The 21,194-nt window shown below is 54.0% G+C and carries 22 protein-coding genes; 5 read left to right on the plus strand and 17 right to left on the minus strand.

Translation table 11 applies throughout. The features are described from left to right. Positions 1-8: 8 nt before the first annotated feature. The 5 genes from GON22_RS26600 to GON22_RS17885 all read right to left on the minus strand — a co-directional run bounded on the left by GON22_RS26600 (position 9) and on the right by GON22_RS17885 (position 5,408). On the minus strand, positions 9-1,277 hold the full coding sequence (locus GON22_RS26600; protein WP_160397470.1) for an FxLYD domain-containing protein: 1,269 nt from the start codon (positions 1,275-1,277) through the stop codon (positions 9-11). Positions 1,278-1,505: 228 nt separating this feature from the next. Then, positions 1,506-1,733, minus strand: a complete 228-nt coding sequence (locus GON22_RS17870) for a cation transporter (RefSeq protein ID WP_202113298.1) — start codon at positions 1,731-1,733, stop codon at positions 1,506-1,508. Positions 1,734-1,795: 62 nt separating this feature from the next. After that, entirely contained in the window at positions 1,796-2,755 is a 960-nt protein-coding gene (locus tag GON22_RS17875; RefSeq protein ID WP_237179227.1) for a hypothetical protein, read from the minus strand. A 539-nt stretch (positions 2,756-3,294) separates the two neighbouring features. Beyond that, positions 3,295-4,728: a sensor histidine kinase gene (locus GON22_RS17880; protein ID WP_237179228.1), complete on the minus strand. Its 1,434-nt coding sequence runs from the start codon at positions 4,726-4,728 to the stop codon at positions 3,295-3,297. Further along, entirely contained in the window at positions 4,725-5,408 is a 684-nt protein-coding gene (locus GON22_RS17885; protein ID WP_160397471.1) for a response regulator transcription factor, read from the minus strand. Before GON22_RS17885 ends, GON22_RS17880 begins: the two co-directional genes overlap by 4 nt. Before the next feature lie 238 nt (positions 5,409-5,646). Here GON22_RS17885 and GON22_RS17890 point away from each other — a divergent pair, with 238 nt between their 5' ends. Next, on the plus strand, positions 5,647-6,042 hold the full coding sequence (locus tag GON22_RS17890; protein ID WP_160397472.1) for a secondary thiamine-phosphate synthase enzyme YjbQ: 396 nt from the start codon (positions 5,647-5,649) through the stop codon (positions 6,040-6,042). A gap of 97 nt (positions 6,043-6,139) precedes the next feature. Continuing rightward, positions 6,140-7,078, plus strand: a complete 939-nt coding sequence (gene trxB, locus GON22_RS17895; RefSeq protein ID WP_160397473.1) for a thioredoxin-disulfide reductase — start codon at positions 6,140-6,142, stop codon at positions 7,076-7,078. 136 nt (positions 7,079-7,214) lie between these two features. Here trxB and GON22_RS17900 read toward each other — a convergent pair whose 3' ends face one another. Then, on the minus strand, positions 7,215-7,796 hold the full coding sequence (locus GON22_RS17900; protein WP_160397474.1) for a hypothetical protein: 582 nt from the start codon (positions 7,794-7,796) through the stop codon (positions 7,215-7,217). 33 nt (positions 7,797-7,829) lie between these two features. Beyond that, entirely contained in the window at positions 7,830-8,066 is a 237-nt protein-coding gene (locus GON22_RS17905; protein ID WP_202113299.1) for a DUF6953 family protein, read from the minus strand. A 124-nt stretch (positions 8,067-8,190) separates the two neighbouring features. Here GON22_RS17905 and GON22_RS17910 point away from each other — a divergent pair, with 124 nt between their 5' ends. After that, positions 8,191-9,150, plus strand: a complete 960-nt coding sequence (locus GON22_RS17910) for a D-2-hydroxyacid dehydrogenase (protein ID WP_160397475.1) — start codon at positions 8,191-8,193, stop codon at positions 9,148-9,150. Between the two features lie 25 nt (positions 9,151-9,175). Next, positions 9,176-9,391: a hypothetical protein gene (locus GON22_RS17915; RefSeq protein ID WP_160397476.1), complete on the plus strand. Its 216-nt coding sequence runs from the start codon at positions 9,176-9,178 to the stop codon at positions 9,389-9,391. Positions 9,392-9,938: 547 nt separating this feature from the next. On the opposite strand, the gene GON22_RS17920 is transcribed toward GON22_RS17915, so the two are convergent. Both GON22_RS17920 and GON22_RS17925 read right to left on the minus strand, forming a co-directional pair. After that, a complete protein-coding gene (locus GON22_RS17920) occupies positions 9,939-10,799 on the minus strand; it encodes a hypothetical protein (protein ID WP_160397477.1) in 861 nt (286 codons plus the stop codon). A 174-nt stretch (positions 10,800-10,973) separates the two neighbouring features. Continuing rightward, positions 10,974-12,956 (minus strand): ABC-F family ATP-binding cassette domain-containing protein, encoded by a 1,983-nt coding sequence (locus tag GON22_RS17925; protein WP_160397478.1) that lies wholly within the window; start codon positions 12,954-12,956, stop codon positions 10,974-10,976. 195 nt (positions 12,957-13,151) lie between these two features. Between GON22_RS17925 and GON22_RS17930 the strand changes: the two genes are divergently transcribed. Next, on the plus strand, positions 13,152-13,880 hold the full coding sequence (locus GON22_RS17930; protein WP_160397479.1) for a hypothetical protein: 729 nt from the start codon (positions 13,152-13,154) through the stop codon (positions 13,878-13,880). A 425-nt stretch (positions 13,881-14,305) separates the two neighbouring features. On the opposite strand, the gene fumC is transcribed toward GON22_RS17930, so the two are convergent. The 8 genes from fumC to GON22_RS17970 form a co-directional block, all read right to left on the minus strand. Further along, positions 14,306-15,694, minus strand: coding sequence for a class II fumarate hydratase (gene fumC / locus GON22_RS17935; RefSeq protein ID WP_202113300.1), 1,389 nt, complete (start codon positions 15,692-15,694; stop codon positions 14,306-14,308). Positions 15,695-15,873: 179 nt separating this feature from the next. Further along, positions 15,874-16,539 carry a bifunctional 2-keto-4-hydroxyglutarate aldolase/2-keto-3-deoxy-6-phosphogluconate aldolase gene (locus tag GON22_RS17940; RefSeq protein WP_160397481.1) on the minus strand — a complete coding sequence of 222 codons (666 nt, stop codon included), beginning with the start codon at positions 16,537-16,539 and terminating at the stop codon, positions 15,874-15,876. A gap of 279 nt (positions 16,540-16,818) precedes the next feature. Then, positions 16,819-17,565, minus strand: a complete 747-nt coding sequence (gene map / locus GON22_RS17945; protein ID WP_160397482.1) for a type I methionyl aminopeptidase — start codon at positions 17,563-17,565, stop codon at positions 16,819-16,821. A gap of 160 nt (positions 17,566-17,725) precedes the next feature. Further along, positions 17,726-18,628, minus strand: coding sequence for a MetQ/NlpA family ABC transporter substrate-binding protein (locus GON22_RS17950; RefSeq protein WP_237179229.1), 903 nt, complete (start codon positions 18,626-18,628; stop codon positions 17,726-17,728). Positions 18,629-18,694: 66 nt separating this feature from the next. Continuing rightward, positions 18,695-19,360, minus strand: a complete 666-nt coding sequence (locus tag GON22_RS17955) for a methionine ABC transporter permease (RefSeq protein WP_160397483.1) — start codon at positions 19,358-19,360, stop codon at positions 18,695-18,697. Beyond that, positions 19,357-20,364 (minus strand): methionine ABC transporter ATP-binding protein, encoded by a 1,008-nt coding sequence (locus GON22_RS17960; protein WP_202113307.1) that lies wholly within the window; start codon positions 20,362-20,364, stop codon positions 19,357-19,359. The genes GON22_RS17955 and GON22_RS17960 overlap by 4 nt, the downstream gene beginning before the upstream one ends. 143 nt (positions 20,365-20,507) lie before the next feature. Next, a complete protein-coding gene (locus tag GON22_RS17965) occupies positions 20,508-20,696 on the minus strand; it encodes a hypothetical protein (protein WP_160397485.1) in 189 nt (62 codons plus the stop codon). Between the two features lie 222 nt (positions 20,697-20,918). Next, the gene (locus GON22_RS17970; RefSeq protein ID WP_160397486.1) at positions 20,919-21,131 is read right to left on the minus strand and encodes a hypothetical protein; all 213 of its coding nucleotides are present in this window, start codon (positions 21,129-21,131) and stop codon (positions 20,919-20,921) included. Positions 21,132-21,194 lie beyond the last annotated feature (63 nt).

Below are 21,194 nucleotides of genomic sequence, written 5' to 3' on the forward strand. Positions count from 1 at the left end.
TCCCTCTCTTAATCCAAATACCATCCAGCCCTGTCGATACGCACTGTTGCATTCTGGTATGCGCCATAATAAATATCATCAACCGTTGCTTTCTCGCCAGGCTCAACATAATCTGGTGTCGCATAGGCTGTGCCTGTATCTAACACATTGCCATAACTATCCTTGAGCGTATATTCAACATATACCGAATAAACCGGCTTCGTAGCCACATTGGTCAGCTCGGCATGAATATGCAAATCGCCGTATTCATCCAGCTTCACATCCAATTGATCTACGTTAATAGCCGCTGTCCGGTTTTTGAGATCCTCTTCCGCGGCCTTCTGCATGGCCTGTTCCATCCGGCTTGCCTCGGCATCCTCGTAAGCTTTCTTCTCCTTGCCGATTTGCACTTTAATCCCTTCAAGCTTCTCATTGCCGGACGCATATTCCAGCCCTTCATCCGCCGCGGCAAGGGCATCCGTGAAGCTCTTCTTCTGCAGCAAACGCTCCGCGTCTTTCAATGCCAGCCCTGCGATCTTCCCGATGATCTGGTCGCGGACTGCCTTCGCCTCGTCACTGTCGAGCCCATCTGCAACACGCAGCTTATCTGCCAATGCAGCTACAGTATCCAGCCCATCCAGCTCCGCCTTAATCGTCAGCACCGTCAACCTAATGCGTTGCTCTTTATAACTGGCATGCAGCGGTTCAAAAAGCGGCTCCTCATGCTTATCCAGCTCCGTGAGCAACGCATCCAACCCTTGGGCAGCATCCTCGATGTGGCGCTTGCCAAGCTGCGCACTCGTTTCGGATAATTGGCGTTGCAGCTTCGCCGCATTTTGCACAATCGCCCGATCTGCCGCCAACGCAGTGTAACGCGGACGAACAGCAATCGCCTGATCGAGCAGACCCGCTGCTTTGTCATAGCTGCCAAGCAACGCTTGCCGCTTCGCTTCCTGATGCCAGCCGGTTACCCTGTCATTTTGCAACTTCTCATAACTGGAATATCCGTATAGGCCGCCGCCCGCGAGAAGCGCAAGCAACAGCGGGATGAGCCACGCATACACCTTTAGCTTTCGCTGCTGGCGCGATCTCTGGCGCTGCCCCCCTTGCTCCTGCGAATTGCCCTCAGCTTCCCCGTATTCATCCCACGCTTCTGCGCTCTGGGTTGCAGCGATCTCTTGTAACGCTTCATCTATATAGCTCTCATCCATCGACGCTTCAGCCAACGGTTTCCCGCAATAGCTGCAGTAGCGTCCATCCTGTTGAGGATTGTGTTTGCCGCAATACGAACAGTACACGAAACTCCACTCCCAAATAAACGGACTCTATTAAACTACCAACCTACATTTTATATGAATTCGCGGCCATATCCAACCTAAGTTTCGTCAAAGGCTAGGCAAAAAAAAAAGAAGCATGGCGCCAAGGCCATGCTTCTTTCATCCATTGTGCAATCAGCGTTGCTGCAAGGTTTACGCTTACCGTCCTGCCAATACTGCTTGGAGACAGGCCGCTTCACGATTATTCGATCACGATACAGTTGCTGAATCGTTCGTGACATCAAATCCCTGCTCCTCGATCGCTTCACGTATGCGCGATAAGGTTAACCGGCTATCGTCATAAGTCACGTCAACGCTTCCTCTGGCCAGGCTTACCTCGCCCCGCGCGCCGAGCGGACGCAGTGCATCCTCGACCGCCTTCACACAGTTATCGCATGACATGCCGGATACGGATAGCTTCGTTTGCTTCACGGACATTGGCTTTCCTCCTCGTGATCGCTTTCTATCACTATACGCATCGGCTATCCCGCTTCATGCCTTCATCCAATCGCAATAACGAACGGAACGGCAACAATATGATCAGCTCGCTTAAACTGCCCCCACACTTTATAAATCCCTGCACTTGGAAATTCGGTATGGAACATCGCTTCATGTGCGCTCGCTTTCCCATCTGCGGGATGCATGTGGAGATACTGCTCCGTATCTGCCGAAATGGCGACCACATGCCCGACTGCGCCCAAATACGGCTGAAGGCCGTCAATTGGCTCGTTTGTCTTCGCATCATAGAAGCGGAACGCCAGCGCCGTCGCCTTGCCATGCGTTGTCCCGCTTAAGGAAAGCGTAATGCGCATGCCAGCAGCTTCCTGCTCCAGCTTCGCATCTGCTTTCAACGGAGGCGCATCATAGACTGGCTTGCCATCGACGGTCAGCCATCCACTTCGAGTTATAGCTTCGCCCCCAGCGGGCACGAAATCCGCATACCATCTGTACCTGCCGCCATTGTCGAATTGAGTACGCACCGTGAATACGCCGTTACCGCCATACTCAGGGTGAACATGGCGAAAATCGCTTAAATCTTCGCTCACGATAATAAGATGCAGCAGCTTCTCGTGGCTGATTGCGAATTTGGTAACCGGCGAATGGCCCGCCCCTTCAATACGAAGCGTGAGTGTCTCCATCCGGCCTGCCGCCAATTGATCAGATGCTTCTGCCATAACGGCTTGTATCCCGTTGCTTGCTTTCGAAGTGCCGCCATGCTCCATCGAATGCCCCTGTCCCATCGAGGCATGGTCCATCTCTTCGCTCATGCCCATATCCGTGCCCATGCCTTTGCCTGCCTCGTGCATGTGGTGATCTTCGCTTTGCTCAACCTGCTGCAGATTTACCGCCTGGTCCTCCTGTGGACCGTCGCAGCCGCTAGTAATGACACCTATCGCCGTTACACTTGCAGCTATCAGCCCTATACGAATCAAAGCGCTAACCTTAAAACCGTTGTTCATTCTGTTCTTTCGCTCCTTCTCGCCAATTGCGCCTATAGTACTTGTATGCCCATTGGCTGGGAAGGGTAAAACCTTAAGGTTATACGCAGGCGGGGGAACACACTGGCGGGGGGAGCCGGCAGGGCGAGTGATACTAGGCCGGAGCACACACTCTCATTGCATTTCATACAATCACATCGGCTTATTACGCCCAAGATGGAGTGTCCCATTGCACTCTGTGCAATGACAGCCAGTGCCTAAGTTGCTTTTATGCGTAAAACGATGGATGATGAGCTTTTGCCACTGCACGTTTTGCAATGAAGCATCAATTTTGGGGACCAGCTTATCTTTTCATTGTACAAACTGCAATAACAGCCCTCCTTAGGCACATGCTATAAGGAAAAACCACAGTGGGCAGATGATACGCTGTTGCTTCTTCCATACGCATGTGTTGGAGACAACCGCTCCGGCAAGGCGCAGGCGCCCGGCAAGTTGGAAGGCGCATCACCCACAGCCGTCTGCGAGCCGAGAACCGAGCATGGCTGCCCAGAAGGCAAATGTCAGCGCAGCTCGCCCACTTCTGCCGGCGGCTTAAGCGGCAGCTTCACTGCAATCACCGTCCCGCTTTCCAAGCGGCCGGGCCCAACTAGCGATTCCGCCTCTACACTCCCGCCATGCAAGCTGACAATCCGTTTCACGATTGACAATCCTAGACCGCTGCCGCCGCTGCTTCGGTCGCGCGAAGGATCGGCTTTATAGAATCGTTCAAATATACGCTCTCGCGACTCCTCCGGGATGCCCGGACCTGTATCCGACAGCCGGACAATAACCGCCTCTTCGCCCGCTGGCTGCTCCATCACTACCCCGATCCGCCCGCCCTGCGGCGTAAATTTGATCGCATTATGCAGCACATTTACCCACACCTGATTCAAGCTGTCGGCATCGGCTTGAATGGTTGTTTCGATTAAATGCAGCTCCATCTCGATCCCCTTGTCCGCCCATTGCGGCTCACAAGACAACACGACATCCCTTAGCTGGCGATCCAAGCGAAACGGCTGCGGGTGAAAGGGATGATGCTGTGAATCCAGTGACGCTAACCGCAGCATATTATCGCTGAGGCGCGATAAGCGGCCGCTCTCTTGTTTGATGATGTCCACGTAGTGGCTTCGTTCTTCCTCTGTAACCTCCATGCTCCGCAATGCTTCGGCGAAGCCATTGATCGAGGTAAGCGGCGACTGCAGCTCATGGGACACGCTGGATACAAAGTCGGACCGCATCGATTCCAGCCGGCTGAGGCTGTCCGCCATTTTATTGAAACTCTCAGCTAGCTCGCCCAGCTCATCCTTGCGATTCATTGGCACACGGACGGTAAAGTCGCCTTTGGCGAGCCGTCCCGTTGCACTTGTCAGTTGCTTAAGCGGCTGGACGAGGTAACGTGCAGCTACAAGGAATAACAGGCTTCCGATCATTAACAATGTAATCAACAGCATGTTCGACGTCCGCATGAAGCTGCGTTCAAGCGGCATTCTCTCCGGGCTGAGGAATAATGCCACCTCAAATGGGCCAAACTTTGCTAATTTCCCGACGACGCGCCCTTGCAGACGGCCCGTCTGTTCATCTTCGGGCAGTTGCACGGCAACCGTTCTCCCTTGGAACACCGCTTCCACCTGCTCCGGCTTCAGTTGGCCCGCGACCGAACGGAATCGCTCGCCGAAGCCGAACCAGCGGCCATCCATGCTGACGCCAACCATCGTTACCTCTTGCAGCCTGGCAGTCTCCGACAGGAATGGCATCAGCCCACGCGGTTCCGACACCATATATAACCGCTCAATGTCTGAGATTGTATTCGACAGCTGAATGGACTGCTCGGCCCGAAAATCTTTCCTGAAATAATGGTTCGTAAATAAGAATGCCACAACAATACTAATTAGAACGACCACAAGAAACATGCCGACCAAGCGAACATATAAGCTTCGTAAAGTTCGTAATCTCAACCAGAAGCCACCTCCAGCCGATAGCCGAGGCCGCGAATCGTAACGATGCAGAAGCCATAGGTTTGCTCAGGAAACCGTTCGCGAAGGCGCTTCACATGAACATCGACCGTCCGCTCATCCCCTTCGTAATCGACGCCCCATAGCTGCTCGATTAATTGCTCGCGCGCGAACGTTTTGTTCGGGTAGCTCGCCATTTTGAACAGCAGCTCAAACTCCTTCGGCGGCAGCTTCACTCTGCCCTCTGGCGCTATCACGTCGTACTCCGCCTTGCTCAAAGAGATGCAGCCCACCTCTACTGTGTGTGATGCTACAATTTTATATCGCTTCAACAGCGCCTTCACCCGTACGACGAGCTCGAGCGGATCGAAAGGCTTCACCAAATAGTCGTCTGCCCCCAGCTCGAACGCACGCACCTTATGCGAGGTTTCCCCTTTTGCCGTTAGCATCAGCAGCGGCATGTCCTGCCCATAGCTGTCACGCAGCGTTTCGCATAACGCCCAACCATCCATCCGCGGCATCATAATGTCCATAATCGCCATATCCGGCCGTACAGACTCCAATTGGTGCAGTGCATCTACGCCGTCTGTCGCCAGCAGCACCTCGTAGCCAGCGCGCTTTAGGAACACGCTCGATAGCTCCCGAATGTTCGGATCGTCGTCTACCACTAATATTTTGGCCATTCGCACCCATCAACTCCCTATTCCGTTCCCCTAGGCGGACAAACCCGCACACTAAGCCCATCATAGCATAGCCCTTCCTGCCGCTTCCTTAGCGTATGCTTAAAATTCATGGCCGCCGCGTCATGCAGCCTAGCCCCTAACTGGCGTTGACAGCCGCATTCCTCACATGCCACACTGTGTAGGAATCATTACCATTCATGCTCAAAAATGAGCAGCAACCGCAAGGAGTGACCATCCCATGCTAACGACCGAGACGCTGTCCACGGCACGTCGCGATGAAATGATCGATATTACTCGCCAAGTCGCAGCTATCGTATCCAAGGACGGCAGGCGCAGCGGCATCGCCGTTATCTATTGCCCCCACACAACGGCAGGCATCACCATTCAGGAAAACGCTGACCCAGACGTCAAGCATGACGTACTCATGCGGCTGGACGAGGTATACCCGTGGGAGCATCCCCGCTATCGCCATGCCGAAGGCAATACAGCCGCCCATTTGAAGGCCATGACAGTTGGCACTAGCCAAACGGTGCTGATCGAGGATGGACGCCTTGTGCTGGGCACATGGCAGGGCATTTACTTCTGCGAATTCGATGGGCCTAGGCGCCGCAATTACCATGTAAAGCTGCTTTGAACATATTGACAAACGCGCTTATTTATAATAATTTTAAACTACGAATCAATTTCAATTGCACACAATATAAATAGCACACATCGGGGAGGACAACTATATGTACAAAACGATTATTATCGGCACCGGCCCTGCAGGCCTAACCGCAGCAATTTACTTGGCACGCGCCAACATGGCACCGCTCGTTATTGAAGGGCCACAACCAGGCGGACAGCTCACAACGACGACTGAGGTGGAGAACTTCCCAGGCTTCCCAGAAGGAATCCTCGGCTCCGAGCTCATGTCCAACATGCGCAAACAAGCGCAGCGCTTCGGCGCTGAGTTCATCACAGGCTGGGTAAACAACGTAGACTTCAGCCAACGCCCATTCACGGTCAACGTCGAGGGCGGCAAACAGCTGCAAGCGGAATCGATCATCATCTCGACAGGCGCATCGGCAAAATACCTCGGCATCCCAGGCGAGCAGACGAACATTGGACGCGGCGTCAGCACTTGCGCAACTTGCGACGGATTTTTCTTCCGCGGCAAAAAAATCGTCGTCATCGGCGGCGGCGACTCCGCAATGGAAGAAGCGCATTTCTTAACTCGCTTCGCATCGCAAGTTACGCTTGTTAACCGCCGCAGCGAGCTTCGCGCCTCCAAAATCATGCAGGATCGCGCTCGCTCCAACGAGAAAATCGCATGGGCGCTTAACAACACGCCAGTTGAAGTCGAGGCTGGCGTCTTGGGCGTAACGGGCCTGAAAGTGCGCAACAACGAAACGGGCCAAGAAGAAGTCATCGAGACGGACGGCGTGTTCGTGGCAATCGGCCATACGCCGAACACCGGCTTCCTCGGCGGCCAAATCGATACGGATGAGCATGGCTACATTAACGTGAAGCCAGGCACGACCGAGACGAACATTCCAGGCGTCTTCGCTTGCGGCGACGTACAGGATACGAAATACCGCCAAGCGATTACGGCTGCTGGCAGCGGCTGCATGGCGGCTCTGGAAGCAGAGCGTTACCTCGAAGAGCTGCACAGCAAAGTTTCGGTCTAACAGCCTGGCTGCCTAACCGATTCCAGCCGGACCACCGGACGAATGACAATAAGCATGGCATGCAAAAAGGGGCTGGCCCTCGCGTAGATTCGATCTACCGAGGGCATCAGCCCCTTTTTATATGCGGTTCCCTCCGTTACTGCAGCTGCTTCATGCCTGGATGGTCCAAATAGCCATGCATCAGCTTATTGGACAGCGCAACCGCATCCTCGCGATTGCTTGTGGGCGCAGTAATCATAAACCCATTGTCGCCGTTCCAGCTCTTGCCCTCTTCTCCATTAGCCAACTTAACTGGCGACAGCACGAGCAGCGTTACTTCTGAAAAATCCTTATTCGCGAAGATCGTATGATAGCCATAAATCTTGCCCACTGTGTGGCCATTCACACGCTCCCAGTAAACATAAGTCATCGGTCCGTAGCCGTCTCGCATAAAACGGATTTCCAACTCCCGTTGGTCCTCCGGCACCGGAATATTCTCGCCTACGACAGTAACCCGCCCTTTGAACGTGCGGTCGCCCCAAATGCTCATGCGCGATACGCCGTGAATGACAACTGTCGCCGATTCCGTTCCCGCCTTAGCGCCATCCGTGCCAAGCTGATACTTTACGCCGTGCAGCGTCACATCAATCGATCGCGGGAACGTATAGATTCCTACTGCTATGCCGCATAACAGAATGATGCACAAGCCAGTAACCATAATCCATTTTCTCTTATCCAAGCGGGAAACAACTCCTCTGCCTGTAAAATGGCGTTAGCTCCAGCCCCAGAAAAAACCGTCGCGCTCCCATGCCGCCCTGCCTTTGTGCAGCTTGCGGAACGCTTTCTTCACATCCTTGCCAATCGACAGGTTGCCGTTATCGTTCACGTACAGAAACGACTCGCCGAACTGGCTTGCTATATAATTCGTTGCTTCCTCTTGGCGCAAAATGCCCTTGTTCTTCACTTCATCCAGCATCCACTGTGCCACCTGTTCAGCTGTTACGGCCATGCTTATGCCACGCTCCAATTGTAATGATTTTCCCCATACTATCATTTTTGCAGCTGCGCCAACAAGTTCGCCAGCAACATCTGGTATACTGAAGAGACGATCTAATCATCGGGAGGGTTTCACAATGAGCCAAAAATTAATGATTGTCATGGGCGGCCTATCGCCAGACGAGCAATCCCGTGTTCGGGAAGCGGCCGCGGGCTGGGATGTACGCTTCGGCAAAGTAAAGGAGCTGGACAGCCAGCTATTCCGCGAAGCGGAAGTCGTCGTCGGCTGGAGCCCCGCAATTGTGACCGACGGGCTGCTGCCAGAATCCAAGCTGCGTTGGGTGCAGTCTTGGTCCGCTGGGGTGGACAAGCTTCCGCTTGCCAAGCTCGAAGCCAGAGGCATTATGCTGACGGACGCTAGCGGCGTTCACCCGCCTCAGGTATCCGAAACCGCACTGGCTATGATGCTCGGATTTACGCGCCAGATCCATACTGCTGTCCGTAATCAAGGGCAACGCCTGTGGAACCCAAAAGGCCATTTTGGCGAAATCCATCATAAAACGATCGGCATTATCGGCGCAGGCGAAATCGGCTCTGAGCTGGCGCGGCTAGCGCGTGCTTTCGGCATGAAAACGCTCGGTGTCCGGCGCTCAGGCCGTCCTGCTGACGGCTTCGACGAGATGCATGATATGTCGGGCTTAAACGATGTGCTGGCGGCCAGCGACTTCGTCGTGAACATTTTGCCGCTGACGGAAGAGACGTTCGGGTTGTTTAATGCTGCTGCATTCGCCCAAATGAAGCCTTCCGCGTTCTTCGTCAACATTGGGCGCGGCCCATCCGTCGTCACCGGCGATCTCGTGCAAGCGCTCCAGAACGGCATCATCGCTGGCGCAGGGCTCGATGTAACCGAGCCTGAACCGCTTCCCGAGGACCACCCGTTATGGGCGCTGGACAATGTCATTCTCACTCCGCATACGGCCGGCCAGACCGACCGTTACAGCGAGCGGGTAACAGAGCTTTTCATTCACAACTTGGCCGCGTATCTTAAGGATGGCCGCCCGAGCAAAAATCTCGTTGACTATCACGCCAAATATTAACCTTTATGCAGAGGAGCATTCCGCCTTGTCTATTAATCGCCGGCTCTATACCGATCCCGATTTTCAAGAAGCGCTGGATCGCCAGATCAAACTGCGCGTATTCCGCGACGATCATATGATTGAGAATGGCGGCACGCTCGTACGATTCGATGACAACACTGTCGTCATTCAATCGAGCGTCAGCGATCTCGCCTACTATACACGTTCGGAATGCGAGTTTTTCGAGCTTCGCAAACGATAAGGAACACAACAAACCCGCCGCTCGGTTGATGGATAACCAAAACGGCGGGTTTGTTTTTGCACACTGCTGTTGTTCTAAATTGAACCTAAAATGACAGGCGTTGCAACTAACGAGATCAAGCACATAAATATGCTGCTCCAAGCGTCAACGGCATGGCTTTTCCTCGATATGGCAACCACATAAATATAAACGACAATAATCATCACCGCGGCAATACTGCTAGCAAATGTACCCTCGGCCGCTACTCTTCCATGTCTGCCAAAACTCATTATACGGTATAAATAGAACAAAGAAATTCCCGAAGTGACACTCAACAGATAAATTAAAAAACCTCTCTTTGTCATATTCACACCTCAACCTGCATTGCATTAATGTTCACAGAATACTACAGCGCTTAGGCGAATCGTGTCGAAATATGTCGAAAGTATTCATTTTTTAACATAACTTTAGGTTTCTTCCGTAAGCACAAGAAAGCGTAGAATCCCATGCTGCGTGAGACGTTACGCCGTTGCGTTTTGTTCCAAAATGTTATTCTAACAGCCCGTGGTCAACGATTGAGATTTGTACGTTCGCAATGTATAGGCTGCAAGAATGTCGTAATTCCCGTGTTGATCTTCCACTCGTAATCTCCAGCCGAGAGCTGATCCGAGACTTGTCCCTCAAGCAGCCACTCTCCCTCTTTCACCGAAACGGGCTGCACCCAAAGGGTTGAATTGCCTTTCATCAGCGCAACTGTTACTTGACCTGTACGAGCCCCGTGTCCACGTATCGTGAATGGCCCGCCAATTGGCAGCTGTGAAGGCGCTTCGTATGGGTTTACGTTCGGCATCCAATCCAAGTAACCCTTATTAACGAAAGCATAGAGCGTATCCGATTGTGCAAAATACGGCTCGCCTTCGGTTCCCTCGATCCAGACACGACTGTCGACTGGCTTGCACGACGTCCTCGTGTTGCCTTTCGCGTCCTTGCTGCTGTCGCATGTCCAAGCCGGACGAATTACGATCTTGCGTTCTGGGCTAAACTCGATGTTCACCGCCATGCTTCGGCCATGCAGGGGAGCGCTTAAGCCTTTACCGTCCACCCGCTTCGCTTGCTCCACCCATTGCAAAAGCTGGCTGATGCGTGTATCGTCCCGGCCACCAATTAAAGGGCTGCTCACATATTGGGACGGGATCGGCCAAGACATGTAGACCCATTGTACGCCTGATGGCGAAATGGCTGGTGATCCATTAGCATTAGCTGCTAATGGTGAAGTAACCGTTGTTACAACAGTTCCCTCAGACGGCTGTATAAGCTGTGGCTTTACTGGCGAAGAAGTGATGTGAGTATCCTCAGTTGGCTGGCTACAGCCGCTTAACATCCATATTCCGGCCAGCATCACGGCTGCCCAAGACTTCCATTTTTTCATATTCGCCCCTCCTATCTGACTATTTGGACGGAACGGGGCATTGAAATGTTTCTCTGCAATTGCATGCATGTGTGGTGCCCTCGCAATCTTGAAAATAAATATATAAACGCACATATAAAAAAACCTCGTATCTCAGCCAATCCTGCTGAAATACGAGGTTTAACCATCACATATTTACTTCTTCTTCTGCGCCTCGATCTGCTCAGCTAGCTCATTCAAGTACGTCCAGCGCTCCATCAGCTCTTCAAGCTTCGCCTCTAATTGCCCTTGCTCCGCGATCAACTGCTGGAGCAGCATGGAATCGCTGCCTGAGGCATCCATCTGCTCGGCCACCTTGGCCAGCGCCTCCTCCGTCTCAGCGATCCGCTCGTCGATCGACTCAAAATCCTTCTGCTCGTTATACGACATCCGCAAGCTCTTCTGGCGTCCGGTATCATCAGCAGAGGTTGACGGCGCTGTTGCTGCCGCGGCACTTGCTCCCGGTCCAGGCGATTTCCCAGCTGCACCGCTCTTGCCCGCACCGCTGCCTGCAGCTCCGCCCTCTGAGGAGCCGTCGCCGCGTCCGCGCGTCCGCTCTTCATACTCCGAATAGTTGCCCGCATGGATCGCGACTTCTTCTGTGCCTTCGAATGTAAACAGCCGATCAACCGTCCGGTCGAGGAAATAACGGTCATGGGAGACGACGAAGACGACGCCTGGGAAGTCTTCAAGGTACTCCTCTAATACAGACAAGGTTGCGATGTCCAGATCATTCGTCGGCTCGTCGAGCAGCAGAACGTTCGGCGCTTCCATCAGCACGCGAAGCAGCTGCAGCCTGCGCTTCTCGCCGCCGGACAGCCGACCGATCAGCGTCCATTGCATCGTTGGCGGAAATAGGAATCGCTCCAGCATCTGCGTAGCCGAGACGCTGCTTCCGTCGGCTGTCTTGACCTGTTCCGCTCCTTCGCGAATGTACTCGATGACGCGCAGCGACTCATCCATCTCTTCATGTTCCTGAGAGAACCAGCCGACGCGCACCGTTGGACCGATTTCCGCTTTCCCTTCACTCGGCTCCAGACGGTCCCCAATGATCTTGAGCAAGGTCGATTTGCCGCTGCCGTTACGGCCGACGATCCCGACGCGATCCTCTGGCACCGCCATGTAGCTGAAGTTGCGGAATAGCATCCGCTCACCGAAGCAATGCCCTACATCCTCCAGCTCGACAATTTTACGGCCCAGCCGTGCCGATGCAACGGAGACGTCCATTTTGCCAGCCGCTTGTCCCGACCCTTGTGCCTTCAGCTTCTCGAACCGTTCAATCCGCGCTTTCTGCTTGGTCGAGCGCGCTTTCGCACCGCGGCGAATCCAAGCCAGCTCGTTGCGCAGCAAGTTTTGCCGCTTGGATTCCGATGCCGCCTCCCGCTCCTCACGTTCGAGCTTCAGCTCCAAAAACCGGCTGTAGTTCGCTTCATAGAAGTAAGCACGTCCGCGATCCAGCTCCAGCACGCGATTGGCTACACGGTCGAGGAAGTAGCGATCATGCGTAATCATGAGCAGCGCGCCGCGCCGCTTTTGCAGCATCGCTTCAAGCCAAGCGACCGACTCGTTATCAATATGGTTGGTCGGCTCATCGAGAATGAGCAAATCTGAAGGCTGCACGAGCGCCGCCGCCATTGCCGCGCGTTTGCGCTGGCCGCCTGAGAGTACGCCCATCCGAACGCCAAAATCATGCAAACCGAGCTTGGACAGCGCGGCTTTCGCGTCATTTTCCAGCTGCCAAGCGTTCAGCTCATCCATCTTGGCATTCACTTCCACGAGCTTCTGTTGAAGTTTCCCGTCGCTCGGATTAAGCTCCAGCGCCAGCAGCGCCTCATGATAAGCGCGAACAGCCGCCATCTCTGGCGAAGCGCCGCCGAGCGCATGCTCCAAAATCGTTTCCTCTGGATCGTACGCCGGATTTTGCGCGAGCATCCGAATCGTCGCCTTCCCCGAAATCGAGACCTTGCCCGAATCGGGTGGTTCAAGGTCTGCTATTACTTTCAACAGTGTCGATTTGCCCGTTCCGTTAACGCCGATAATTCCGATTTTGTCCCCTTCGGCGACGCCGAACGAGATATCCTCGAACAGTATTTTTTCACCATAGGTTTTGGTCAAATTCTCGACTGATAAGATATGCATCGCGTATTCACACTCTTTTCCCGGTTATCCGTCATCATCCCCTTATTATAGCACACGATTTCAGCGATGCGCCCACAGGCCCCAAGCAGCGCATAAACATCCATCCAGCAGGACTGCCGCGCTATTGCTATTGTCAGATGCGAGGCGTATCTTAGATATTGTTATTTCTATCCACCCAATTAAATGGAGGTACCGATGAATTATTCCTATCAGCGTATCCTGTTGCTCGTTCTGATGCTCCTTGGTTTGCTCGCAGTTACGGCCAGTTGTGCCCAAGGTGAAGCGCATCTTCGCATAAAAGCAAATGGCACGGGAGACCTCGCCCTCACGATAGCGCTCAATAGCAAGGCGCTAACCGCCATTGGCGGAAGCGACGTGCTAGAGAAAATAGGCGAGAAGCTCGCCAAGAGCGGCTTCGCGGTCGATCCCTTATCTGCCGATGGCGGACAAGCAAAGCTGCATGCTTCCAAGACGATTGATTTGAAAAAAGGAACGCCCATGCAGGTTCCCGGTGTCACCTTTACGCGGGAAACATCCAAAGGCGGATGGTTCACAACGGACGAGCACGTCATGATTGAGGCAGACTGGGGCAAACTGATGCCAGAGAAAGTGCAAGGCGAGGTCACGGACCGCCTGGCCGATCTGAACCCGCTAGTCCGCAAGCTGGTGCTGCGCCAGCTGCAATTCGATTTTAAGCTCACGATGCCTATTCGTGCGAAAGCCCACAACGCCGACGCTGTCGAGGATGGCGGCAAAACGCTGGTCTGGCATCTGTCGCTAACCGAACCGGACAAGTTCGATGTTACGGTCGGCGTGCCAAATGTGAAGGTGATCGCGATTGCGGCGGTTGCTGCACTCTTCGCCATCGGCGCACTCATCGCTTGGTGGCGCATCCGCCGCCGGAAGCGGCGGGAGCGTGTGTAACGGCAAGGGTCAGACGCCGGGCAAGGTTGAGCTCCCGCTAGAGTGCCGGTTCGGCACCAGCTCGGGCACCGGGGTGGTGCTGGACCAAGTGCCGGCTAGGGTGCAGTTCGGCAATGGGGCGGATACCGGCTTGAGCGCCGGGTGGGCACCCGCTTGGGTACTGGCCCGGCAATAGGCACAGGCTCCCATTGTAAAACGTACAATGGGATCGCACAGCCCACCGAAGCAGGAGCGCGCCATTGCAGATCATACAATGAGCAATCCCCTTTTAACGCCTAAAACCCGCATATCGTGAACAAAACGGCTGTTCCATTGCGCAAACTGCAATGAGACAGCCGTTTTTGAGGTCCAGCATGCCTGCTCATTGCACGAAACGCAATGGCGGCTGCTTGGCGCTTATGTTTGCGTTGAAAGCCACTCCGGCACTATGCGTTTGGCCCTACCATTTGTTCCGGCCGCACATAAGTGTCGAACTGTTCACCCGTGAGCAGCCCGCTGCTCACGGCCGCTTCGCGAAGCGTCGTGCCTTCCTTATGCGCCTTCTTCGCGATTGCCGCGGCGTTCTCATAGCCTATGTGTGGATTCAGCGCCGTCACCAGCATGAGCGATTGCTCGACATTGCGGCGAATGGCCGTTTCATTTGGCTCAATGCCAATCACACAATGCTCGTTGAACGATCGCATCGCGTCAGCAAGCAGCCGGACCGAATGCAGGAAATTATAGATGATAACCGGCTTATATACATTTAGCTCAAAATTGCCCTGGCTCGCCGCGACGCCAATCGCCGTATCATTGCCCATTACCTGGCAGGCAACCATCGTCAGCGCTTCGCACTGTGTCGGATTGACCTTGCCCGGCATAATCGAGCTGCCCGGCTCGTTCTCTGGAATCGTCAGCTCCCCGATGCCGCTGCGTGGACCACTCGCCAGCCAGCGCACATCATTGGCGATTTTCATCAAGTTTGCCGCTAGCGCCTTAATCGCCCCATGCACGAATACGATCGCATCATGGCTCGTTAACGCGTGGAACTTGTTCGGCGCCGTGACGAAAGACTTGCCCGTCAATGCACTTGCCTTCTCGGCGACGAGCGCCGCAAAGCTAGGATGCGCGTTAATGCCTGTGCCAACAGCGGTGCCGCCGAGCGCCAACCCCCGCAATGCTGGAAGGCTAGCGCGCAGCATGCCCTCAGCCTCGGTTAGCATCGCATGCCAACCGCTTACTTCTTGGCCAAGCGTTAGCGGCGTCGCATCCTGCAGATGCGTCCGGCCTATTTTGACAATGCCCCGGAATCTCTCCGCCTTATCCGCCAATGTACGGCTGAGCTCAGCCAGCGCCGGCAGCAGCTGGTCCTCGACCGCCATCACGCCCGCTATGTGCATGGCTGCTGGGAATGTGTCATTGGAGCTCTGGGACCGATTCACATCATCATTCGGATGAATGCGTAGCGCACTGCCCTGCTGCTCCAGCCACTCGTTTGCCCGTCTAGCCACGACCTCATTCACATTCATATTCGTCTGCGTGCCGCTGCCGGTTTGCCAGACGACTAACGGAAATTGGCCATCCAGTTCGCCGCTTAATATATGATCAACCGCTATTCCGATCGCCTTGGCTTTCTCCGTTTCAAGTACGCCAAGCGCCTCGTTCGTCTCCGCTGCCGCTTTCTTGACGACCGCCATTGCGCGTATGATCCCAATTGGCATGCGGTCTCCACCGATACGGAAATTTTCTAAGCTACGCTGGGTTTGGGCGCCCCATAGCTTGTCAGCCGCTACTCGAATCTCACCCATCGTGTCCTTCTCAATTCGGTATTCCATCATTTTCGCCTCCAGAGCCTATCCTTTTATGCTGATTAACTTCCATTATGTTACCCAAATCCTTGCGATTGCGTTCAGGCGTTGCACCAACTCGTAGCATCAAAAAAATCGGAGCCCCTGCCGTTAAGCAAAGGCCTCCGATTCAATGAGAATAAGACGCACTTGAGTCAAAATTACGTTTATGCTTTCGCGCTCCGATATGCTTCGATATAAGCAGCCGCTTTCCGTTCGATCGATGAATAATCGCCCGTCTGAACCGCTTCCTTCGTCAGGTCAGATCCAATGCCGACGGCAACGGCGCCAGCCTTGATCCAATCCTTCAAATTGTCGAGCGAAACGCCGCCAGTCGGCATCAAATTCGCCTGTGGCAGCGGGCCCTTGATCGCCGAAATAATGCTAGGCGAGAACAGGTTGCCAGGGAACAGCTTCACAACATCCACGCCAAGCTCCAATGCGCTTTGAATCTCATGGATCGTGACAGCGCCTGGCATAACCGGTACGCAGTAGCGGTTGCAAAGCTTAATTGTGCCTTCGTTAAAGCACGGCGCTACGACGAACTCCGCTCCCGCGAGAATTGCAGCCCGAGCCGTCTCAGGATCGAGCACTGTGCCAACGCCGATAATAGCAAACTTGTCCGACGATGGATCAACTTCGCTTGAAAACTCGGCCGCAAGCTGTTCAATAGCCCGCAATGCAAAAGGAACCGTCATCGTAATCTCAATGGCTTTGATGCCGCCCTTGATCGCATGGCGCGCCATCTCCGCTACATCCTCAGCCGAATCCGCACGCAAGACGGCTACAACTCCTGCTTCTGTTAGCAACTGCGTCGTTCTTAGCTTTTTCATCCTTGATCACCTTATCTGAATTGATTTCCCGAAGGATATTAACAACGTTGTTATTCTTTATCTTCCATACTAATCAGGAAGCAAGAGCCCGTCAATACTGGTTTGCAAAAACAAATAAGAGCGCCCCTGCGCGTTGGGGCGCTCCGCCGTGCTGGGGCAGATAGGGCAGGTTTTCATGCCCTATTCCGCCGATTCGCCTGCCTGCGGGCAGATAGGGCAGGTTTCTATTCCCTATTCCGCCGATTCGCTTGCCTGCGGGCAGATCGAGCAGGTTTCTCTTCACCAATCCGTCAATATTACAGGCCCCTGCTCTGTTATCGCAATCGTATGCTCGAACATGGCGGATAAGGAGCCGTCCCGCGTTCGCGCGCTCCAGCCGTCCTGCCCGATGGACACCTCCGATGAACCTGTCGTTAAGATGGGCTCGATCGTAATGACCATTCCGGGCTTAAGCATAATTCCCTTGCCCTCACGCCCCCGGTTTTCTACCGCTGGCGACTCATGGATTTCGCGTCCGATGCCGTGGCCTACGAATCCGGTCACAACCGCGAATCCCGCCTCCTCCGCGCTTTTTTTCACCGCATGTCCGATGTCCCCTAGCCGCTTGCCCGGGACCGCCTGCGTAATCGCCCGATCCAGCGCCGCCCGCGTGGCCCGCAGCAGCCGTTTTGCCCGCGTTGATGTCCGCCCGATCGCGAACGTCCATGCCGAGTCTGCCTTCCATCCATCTACATCCGCCACCATATCGATCGTGACAATATCGCCCTCCTCCAGCGGCTCCGCATCCGGAAAACCGTGGCAGACGACGTCATTGACCGATGCACATATTGCGAATGGATAGCCCCGATACCCTTTTTGCGCTGGGGTAGCGCCACGCTCGCGCATAAGCCGTTCCACAAAACGATCGATCTCTAAGGTGGTTACGCCCGGCGCAATGCGGCTGGCGATGGCTCGGTGGCATTCTGCCACAACGCGTCCTGCCTTAGCAATTCGGCGAATCTCCTCCGGCGACTTCCTTTCCACCACGCGTCATCACTCCCGTCTTTCATATGCCTTAATTTATTCCGGCAGGAATAAAGTCAGAACACGTAAAGCAGGGCGTTGCCGCGCAAAAGTGTCGCAGCCATGCAAACAGGCGACCGGTTGTCCCGGCCGCCTGCTTGTAGCGCTCATAGCTCGCTCCACCCTAGAAAGCCGGAACGACTGCGCCTTTATATTTTTGCTCGATAAAAGCTTTCACCTTCTCGCTGTTCAGCGCTGCTGCCAGCTTCTTCATCGCCTCGCTGTCCTTATTGTCCGGCCTGGATACGAGGATGTTAACGTAAGGTGAATCCTTGCCCTCAAGGAACAGCGCATCCGTCGTTGGGACGAGCCCCGCCTCAAGCGCATAGTTCGTATTAATAATCCCCAAAGCCACTTCGTCCAGCACGCGGGGCAGCGTCGCCGCCTCCAGTTCAGTTACCTTAAACTTCTTTGGATTGTCCGTAATATCACCGACAGTTGCGCTCACGCCAACCCCTTCCTTCAGCTTCAGCAGCCCGTTCTTCTCCAGCAATGACAAAGCGCGTCCGCCGTTAGACGGATCGTTCGGGATCGCGATCTTCGCTCCATCCTTTAGCTCCTCTATTTTTTTCAGCTTTTTGGAGTATGCCCCGAGCGGCTCGATATGCACGCCAGCCACTTTCACCAAGTCATAGCCTTTGTCTTTATTGAACTGGTCGAGGTACGGCGTATGCTGAAAGAAATTCGCATCCAACTGTTTCTCATATACTTGAACGTTAGGCTGCACGTAATCATTAAACTCAACGATTTCGAGATTGACGCCCTGTTCCTTCAAAATCGGCTGCACTTCTTTTAAAATCTCAGCATGCGGCACCGGAGTAGCTCCGACCTTCAACACTGCAGGCGCAGCTTCTCCTGTTCCTTGCTCAACCGTGCCCTCATCCTCTTTCTTGTCCTCATCCTTATTGCCGCACGCGGCTAATGTAAAGGCAAGCAGCATCACAAGCGTTAGCGCCACAAGCTTCTTCCACGGTCCAAAATAGCGGTTCGAGTGCCCTGACTGATTCGATTTCAAATGTTGTGCCATTAGCTGTATCAGCCTCCTAGATGTCCGTTGTTCAATTCGAATTCAATTCAATTCAAATCCATTCATTTATTTGCGGCTCAAACGGCGAACGACACTATCTCCAATGGATTGCAACAATTGAACGAGTATAACAAGCAACACGACCGTGACGAGCATAACATCAGTCTGGAATCGTTGGTACCCGTACCGCAGGGCCAAATCCCCTAGCCCACCGCCGCCGATCACGCCGGACATCGCCGTATATGAAACTAACGTAACCGCCGTAATCGTAATGCCGGCAACAAGCCCCAGCCTTGATTCACGCAGCAACACGCGCCGTACGATTGTCCAACTGGAAGCCCCCATCGCTTGTGCCGCTTCGATGACACCGCGATCGACCTCACGGAGCGAGGTTTCCACGAGACGGGCGAAGAACGGGGCAGCAGCAACGACCAGCGGCGGGATGGAGCCTTCAACTCCGATAGACGTTCCCGTCAACCATTTGGTAAAAGGCATAATCGAAATCATCAGAATAACGAACGGAACGGAGCGCAGCACATTCACGACGAACGAAAGCACGCCATACGCAATCGGCTGGCTAAGCAGCTGGCCGCGCGAGGTCAGGTATAACACAATGCCCAGGAGCAAGCCAATCACTACCGTAAACAGAAGCGACAGCCCCAGCATCGTTAGCGTATCAATGGCCGCTTCGCGGATTTCGTCTGGGCGGACATTTTCAAATGACATGGTCATGCAAGCACCTCGGCTTCAATGCCCTCGGCATGCAAGCGCGCTAAGATTCGCTCCACATCGCCCTCGCTTCCACGAACGTCAACAAGCAATTGGCCGTACGGAATTCGTTTCATTCGGGACACTGTCCCCTGCAATATTGAGAATACAGCCCCAGTCTCCTTAACCGCCTCGAACAAGACCGGCTCATACGTCTGCCTGCCTTTGAACCGGACCCGCAGCAGCTTGCCCCGCCTGACGCCATCCTCGCTCGGAAAACCGCTTGAAGCATGCGTCGATTGCTCCACGAAATCCTGCGTCACCTGCGCGCGAGGATGCAGGAATACATCGATAACATCGCCCATCTCGATAATTTCACCTTGATCAATGACCGCTACCCGATCACAAATCGAACGAATGACATGCATTTCGTGCGTAATTAGCATAATCGTCAACCCGAGCTTCTCATTAATATCGAGCAGCAAGGACAGTATCGAGTCCGTCGTCTGCGGATCGAGCGCCGAGGTCGCTTCATCACATAGCAGCACATCCGGCTTATTCGCCAGTGCACGGGCTATGCCAACCCGCTGCTTCTGTCCGCCAGACAGCTGGGACGGATACCGGTCCGCATAGCCCTCCAGCCCTACTAGCCTAAGCAGCTCATCCACTCTGGCACGAATCTCCGAGCGTGGCTGCCTGGCGAGCCGCAATGGAAACGCGATATTGTCGCGTACCGTCGCCGTCGATAGCAAATTGAAATGTTGAAAAATAATCCCGATTCGCCTGCGTTGCAGCTGAAGCTGCCTCGTGCTCAGCCGAGTCAGGTCGGTGCCCCCGACGACTACGCTGCCCGAGGTTGGCCTTTCCAACAAATTGACGCAACGCAATAGCGTACTCTTGCCCGCGCCAGAATGGCCGATGACGCCGAATATTTCTCCGCTTCGCACATACAGGTCAATGCCGCGGATCGCGTCTGTCACGCCTGATGCGCTATGGTACCTTTTGGTGACAGCCTTAAGCTCAATCAGAATGGAACACCTCCAGCTGGCGTTTGATCACAGTGTTTCCAACATGAACCCATACCATGAATGCGGGCGCCAACGAACAGAAAAAAGCCTTGCTCCAATTGCTGGAACAAGGCCGATCTATCAAACTATAAGGTTCTGCCCGCTTATCCGACCGAGGAGTTCAGCTTGCCGAGCTCATCTTCCACCAACATCGTTAACTCTTCTTCGTAACCGCCGGTGATCCGATATTTGCGAATGTACTCTTTCACAAATTTGCGAGGATCTTTCGGTTGAAAAATTCTCGTGAGCTCTTTCAGGCTTTCCTTGACTTCATTCTGGCTATGTTTGGCCATGAAATCTCCCCCCCTAAGCGTTGGATGGTCATCCTTTAACTTCACGGTACGAGTACGGAAGGCGGCACGGTGCCGCGAATCCTCCCTTCGGCAGTAGGCAGTTCCAATGGACAATAAGCAAACAATTTGCACTTTTCTCACTATTATAACACTCGTTGGTTAGCTGTAAAAGGGAATCAATCAAATAAAACGTTTACATAAACAAATTTTACAAAAGTCTTACTATTGCTCGTCATTCCCGTCCTCCGGCAATAGCTGCGAATCCGCTAGTTGCGAGGGGGCTGCAGATCGCGAGGTGTCCTCTCCTGTCGCTGAACGGTAGCCGATTGCGTCTGCACCTTTTCGAAACATGCGCAGATACGCGATCACGCCTACTACGGCTACGACTATGCCAAATACGACAACAAGGGCTGTCACCCATTCTTCAACAAACATCCTGATGCCCCCTCACAACCATTTTCCAGATATAGTTAAGTATAACGAAAAGGACAGCCCCTT

Source organism: Paenibacillus sp. MMS18-CY102 (genome assembly GCF_009789195.1).
GTDB lineage: Bacteria > Bacillota > Bacilli > Paenibacillales > Paenibacillaceae > Paenibacillus_T.